Raw genomic sequence first — 5608 nt, 5'->3', positions numbered from 1 at the left:
CGCCGTACGCCTCCGAAGCGCCCGGCGTCTTGAGGAAGTGGTTGAAGCCGACCAGCCGCTCGCCACCCAGCGTCGCTTCGACCCGGATCCGCACGCTGTCGCTCTGCATGGCCGAATCCGTGAAGGTGTGCGAGATCGCGGCGTCGATCTCCGCCGCCGGCGGGCGGGTGCTCGCCACGACGGCCGGCGAGTGACCCGCGCTGTCCTCCTTGATCACATAGAAAACGATGTCGCTCCCGGTGGCGCGCTTCACCTCCTGCGCCAGGGAGTCCGTGACCTGGTGCGCCGCCACGAGCACCGCCTCGACCGGGCCCGTGCCGACGGGGATCTGGAGCGGCGTCGCGACCGCGAGATAGAACCGATCAACGTTCCGCGCCCGGTCCGTCTGCGCGACGTACCCCGCCACCTGCCGGCCCTCGAGCGCCTGCCCGATTAGCGCCCCGCCCAACGTGTCCCCCGAAGCGCCGGGCTGGTCCGTGCGCGCCATGAGGACCGCCTGGTTGTCGGTGATTAGCGTGTAGTCGGCGCCGATGGTCTGCTGGAGGGTCTGCGCCTGGTCGAACACCGTGCTCGCATCGCCGGAGACGATCGCCGCGATGGCGTTCGGGTTCTGCACCGCGGCCGCGGCGCCGGAGGCGAGCTTGGCCTTCTCCGCCTCGATGAACGCCCGCGCCACCTCGTCGGTGTTGGCGAGGCTGCGCTCCAGCGCCTCGTTCGCGGTGCGTCTCGCGCCGAGAGACGTGAGCGCCAGCGCCAGCCCGAGCACGACCGCGACCACGAGCGCGGTCGCCGCGAAGATCTTGAGCGTGAGGCCGAAACCGCGGCCGGTGCTAGTATCGCTCACGCGTCGTCCCGCTCCCGTACTCCTGTCCGTTCTTGTTGCGGTGCTGGACCCAGCGATACCCGCCGGCATCCATCGCGAGCTCGAGCCCCGAGAGACCGCCCGCCGGCACCGTGATCTGCTGCCGGATCTCCGGCGCCCGCTCGTGCCAGATGTTGAGCGTGTAGGTCCCGAGTGGCACACCGGGGATGGTGAAGCTGCCATCGGCGCCGGGCTGCGTGTACCACGCGTTGTCCCGCACCACGATGAACGCGCTCATCCGCGGATGGATATTGCAGAAGATCCGAACCAGTCCCGCGCGGCTGAAGCGGTGGTTTCGCGACTCGCCCCGCCCGTACAAGCCGAGGTCGAATGCGCTGCCCCCGGCCAGGGAAAAGACGTTGTGGTTGAACGGATCGAGGTTGGGGAAGTTCATCGTGGTCCCCACTGGGATCACCGACACCCGCGGTCGGAACTGGCGGGCGTCGAGCGCGATCTCCGGCCGCGACGGTGCCGCGCCCCGTGGGCCGCGCCCGTCGAGGAAGATGACCGCGTCCCCGAGGTCGGGCGCCGTACGCCCGCCGGCTTCGGTCACCGTCACACGGCCGCTCACCTGCGCGGCTGCCGGTCGCGCCGCCAGGGCGAGCACCAGGCCGGCGCCCACGACTGTGATGCGCCGCACGGACCTTCGTGATATGCTATTCATACGCACGAGTCTGCCTTTCCCCTCGGGCGCCGTCAAGCTCGGCCACGATTCCATGGAGGTCAACGTGATGCGTACGCGCTGGAGCGCCGGCCTGCTGCTGCTCGTCGGCCTCGGGGCGGCGAGCGCCGCCATCGCACAAGAGACACCGCCACAGGACTCCCTCGCCGAACGCGTCCAACGGCTCGAGGAAACGGTGGAGCGGCTCCAGCGTCAGCTCGAGGAGCAGGCGCAGGCCAAGGTACAGTCGCGGCTCCGAAACCGCCTCGAGCTCTCAGGACTCATCCTCGTCAACGGCTTCCACAACGGCGCGCGCGTCAACAACTCCGACGTGCCGCAGTTCGTCGAGAACCCGCAGGACACCTCCGGCCTCCCCAACAGCCACCTGGGCGGGGCGATCCGCCAGACGCGTCTCGGGATCACGATGTCCGGTGCCCGCGCCCTCGGCGGCGACCTCTCCGCCGACCTGCAGATGGACTTCTTCGGAGGCCAGCAGCCCAGCGGAGGCGGCCGTACCCGCCCGCTCCTGCGGGTGCGTACGGCTACGCTCAAGGTCGATTGGCCGCACATCGGGCTGCTCGTGGGCCAGGAGTCTCCACTCGTCGCGCCGCACAATCCCGTGTCCTTCGCCGCGAGCGGCACGCCAGGATTCGTGACCAGCGGCAACCTCTGGCTCTGGATCCCGCAGGCCCGGCTCACGTTCGAGGCCGGCAGCCGGGTGCGCTTCGGCGTTCAGGGCGCCGCGCTCGCGCCGATGCAGCCCTCCGCCCAGCCCGCCTTCGACACCCAACCCGACAGCGCCGAGAAGAGCGGTCGTCCGATGGCCGAAGGCCGCGTCTACGTAGGCTGGGGCTCCGAAGACACCGAAAGCCAGATCGGCTTCGGCATCCATCGCGGCTGGATCGCCACAACGGGGGAAACCCTTCTTACGAGCGAAGCCTACACCGCGGATCTTCGCCTCGCGCTCGGGCCCAAGGTCGCGATCCTCGGTGAGGCTTTCTTCAACGGCCTGGCGCTTAGCGGCCTCGGTGGAGGCGGCGTCGGCCAGAGCCAGGGCGCGCTGGGAGTGCCGGTCCGGACCCAGGGCGGGTGGGTGCAGCTCAATCTCCGGCCGACCTTCGCCTGGGAACTCGGCGGAGGTTACGGCTTCGACGACCCCGAGGACACCGACCTGCCCACGACCGGACGCATCAAGAACGTGTCTTACGAGGGCCATCTGCACTGGCGGCCGGGCGGCGGACTGCTGATGGGCCTGGAGTTCCGAAGGATCGAGACGACGTACTCTCCCGGCGTGATCGCGGCGAATCATCTGAATTGGTTTGCGGGGGTGGCGTTCTGAGGGTTCGAAAGAAGGTGATGTAGTGATGTGGTGATGTGGTGATGCCGGTGCGGATGGGCTTACACCGTATCACGTCCTCACTTCATCACCTCATCACCTCCTCACCTCGTCCTGCTCGCCGCAAATGTCCCCAGCTGAAACGTCGCTCCCGTCGCCTCCGAGATGAACCAGATCTCGCCGCTCAAGGCCGGTCCCCGCCGCGCGCCGCGCAGCTGAACGGAGCCGTTACCCCTCGCGGACGGGAACTGGATGACGATGCTATCGCCTGGAATGGGCCACCAGGCCGCAACCTGGCCGGTGCGGCCGCGTGGCGCACGCGTATAGCCGACGATGGCGATGTTCGCGGAGAACTGCGTGACCGCCTGGACACCGGCCAGCGGCGCCGCGAGGGGAGTCGCCCCGAGCCGCAGCACGGTTCCCTCACCGGCCGCAGCTCTGCGCCGTTGCCCCTGGCGCTGCCCACTCCCCTGCCGGCTCTCGATGTTGGCGCGGAGAAGGTAGCTGCCAGCCGAGGCGCTGGGTGCGAGGGCTGGCGCAGCCGCCGGGGCGCTGGTGGCCGGCGCGGGGACCGGCGCCGATTCCGGCGGGGCGCTCCGGCCCGAGCAGGCGGCGAGCGAAGCGAGCGCGCCAACGCACCAGCGCGCCAACGGGCGGCCCGGCGGGTGCGCCCGCCGGCCAGTCGGCCCGCCGGCGCGTGTCACCTTGCTACCCCGACGCTGTCCAACTGCGCCAACGTCGCGGTGCTCGGCGGGCGCTGGCGCTGAAGGCGGGCCGCGGTCGCCTCAGCACCGCGCATCGCGCGCAGGAAGTTGAGCCCGATCACCTTCTTCACGTCCTCGTCGCTGTAGCCTCGGCGGAGCAGCTCGGCGGTGAGTCGAGGGAACGCGCTCACGTCCTCGAGGCCGCGCGGCACGCACGTGATGCCGTCGTAGTCGCTGCCGTAGCCGATATTGTCGATTCCGGCGACCTGGCGGATGTGGTCGATGTGATCGGCGACCGCGGCGATGTCCGGCCGGCCGGCCGGCTCGGGATTGGCGGTGTCCCAGGCCGCCAACGCGCGGCGGTAGCCGGCGGAGTCCGCGGCGAATTGGGCGCGGAGCCGCGCCTGCGCCGCCCGCCGGGCGCCCGAACGCGCCGCCATCGCGGAGTCGATGAAGCCGCAGTTGAAGTTCACCATCACCACGCCTCCGTTCCTCGGCAGCGCGCCAAGGATCCAATCGGGGACGTTGCGCGGGTGGTCCGCTATCGCGCGAGCCGACGAGTGCGAAAAGATCGCCGGAGCCTCTGAAGTGCGCAGCACCTGCGCCATCACCGAATCGTCCCCGTGCGAGATGTCCACCAGCATCCCGAGCCGGTTCATCTCCCGCACCACCTCGTATCCGAATGGCGTGAGGCCGTGGTGGAGGTGGGCGCCGATGTTCGCGTCGGCCCAAGGGACATCGTTGTTCCAAGTGAGCGTCAGGTAGCGGACGCCCAGCTCGAAGAAGAGGCGTAGCGCGCCGAGCGAGTTCTCTATCGCGTGGCCGCCCTCGATGCCCATCAGCGACGCGATCCGTCCCTGCCGGTGCGCCCGCAGGATGTCGTCGGCGGTGCGGGACGGCGCGAACACGTCCGGGTAGCGCGCCTCCATCCGCTTCACGATGTCGATCTGCTCCATCGTGAGCCGCGCGGCGCCCGAGTGGATCATCGTGTCGTAGATGAAGATGGACCAGAACTGCGCGCCCACGCCCCCCGCGCGGAGGCGCGGGATGTCCGTCTGGAAGGTGGGGAGGGAGCCCGTCATGTCGTGGTGCTCGAACCCCATGACCCGTTGGGCACGCATCTCCCAGGGATGGTCGTTGTGGCCATCCACCATCGGCACTTCGCGGTGCAGGCGCAGCGCGCGGCGGATGAGGGCGGAATCGGGGGCCTGCGCGGCGAGCGGCGCGGTGAGGACAAGGAGGCTCAGGAACGCGATCGTATTTTTCATGGCTTGGGACGATACCCGACTACCTCCGAGAAGCACAACGGGCGGCCCGAAGGCCGCCCGTCGCGGGACAACACGAAGTGGGGACCTACGGGCGGAACACGATGTCCGCGGGACGGAACACCGCCTCGCTGAAGTTCCCGATGAAGTCGCCGGCTTTCTCGAATATGGTCACCAGCGCGACGAGCTCCTGTGCGGTCACCGTGTGCCCGTTGGCCCCGGTGATAGTCGGGCTGTCGGGGTCGCCGGTGATCGTCGCCACCACCGTGCCGTTGTACTTGACGTCGAGGTCCACGGTCTCGGATGTCGCGGTGCTCGAGAAAGTGCCGTTCAGCTCGATCGAGTTGCCGCCGTGCGACACCCGGAAAAGCACGGTCGCCGACACGTCGTTGCCGGACAACTCGACCCGGATCGCCGTCCCGTCCGAACCGGTCAGGTTGTGCACGATGCTTACCGTGAAGGTCTGCAGGTTGATGGTGTTCTGAAGACTGAAATCGACCCGGCCGGTCGCATCGGCGTTCCGGATGAACCCGTCGGCGCTCAGCGAGAAAGAGCTGGTCGCTCTCGTGAGTGAAATGCTATAGTCGGCGATCGTCGTGGTGCCCAGCTTGAGGAGGACACCAAGCGTGCTGGCCTGCGCCGTGACCTCGTCGGTGAGATCCACGTACCCGAGGAACAGAACCGGCTCCACCGGCATGTTGGTCAGCGGGTTGATCGCGTAAAGCCTGATGCGGATGCCGTTGGCGGGAGCGCCGGTAACGGTGGCACTCACCGTGTACT

Annotated in this window: 6 protein-coding genes; 1 reads left to right on the top strand and 5 read right to left on the bottom strand. The window is 68.9% G+C overall.

What is annotated here, in order from left to right:
* Positions 1-844, bottom strand: an 844-nt coding sequence (locus Q8Q85_15085; protein MDP3775583.1) for a cache domain-containing protein, incomplete at its 3' end; no start/stop codon positions are given.
* Complete coding sequence (locus tag Q8Q85_15080; GenBank protein MDP3775582.1) at positions 831-1502, bottom strand: hypothetical protein; 672 nt, start codon at positions 1500-1502, stop codon at positions 831-833. The genes Q8Q85_15085 and Q8Q85_15080, both read right to left, overlap by 14 nt.
* 13 nt (positions 1503-1515) lie before the next feature.
* Here Q8Q85_15080 and Q8Q85_15075 point away from each other — a divergent pair, with 13 nt between their 5' ends.
* Positions 1516-2862: a hypothetical protein gene (locus Q8Q85_15075; GenBank protein MDP3775581.1), complete on the top strand. Its 1347-nt coding sequence runs from the start codon at positions 1516-1518 to the stop codon at positions 2860-2862.
* A 101-nt stretch (positions 2863-2963) separates the two neighbouring features.
* Here the strand turns inward: Q8Q85_15075 and Q8Q85_15070 are convergent, their stop codons facing one another.
* The 3 genes from Q8Q85_15070 to Q8Q85_15060 all read right to left on the bottom strand — a co-directional run.
* Positions 2964-3275, bottom strand: coding sequence for a hypothetical protein (locus tag Q8Q85_15070; protein MDP3775580.1), 312 nt, complete (start codon positions 3273-3275; stop codon positions 2964-2966).
* Positions 3276-3559: 284 nt separating this feature from the next.
* Positions 3560-4831: a dipeptidase gene (locus Q8Q85_15065; protein ID MDP3775579.1), complete on the bottom strand. Its 1272-nt coding sequence runs from the start codon at positions 4829-4831 to the stop codon at positions 3560-3562.
* Positions 4832-4916: 85 nt separating this feature from the next.
* Positions 4917-5608: hypothetical protein (locus tag Q8Q85_15060; GenBank protein MDP3775578.1), on the bottom strand; the 692-nt coding region annotated here is incomplete at its 5' end.

Source organism: Gemmatimonadales bacterium, assembly GCA_030697825.1.
Taxonomy (GTDB): domain Bacteria; phylum Gemmatimonadota; class Gemmatimonadetes; order Gemmatimonadales; family JACORV01; genus JACORV01.
The sequence above is the reverse complement of the archived record's forward strand: the minus strand, read 5'-3'. Positions and strand labels throughout refer to the sequence as shown.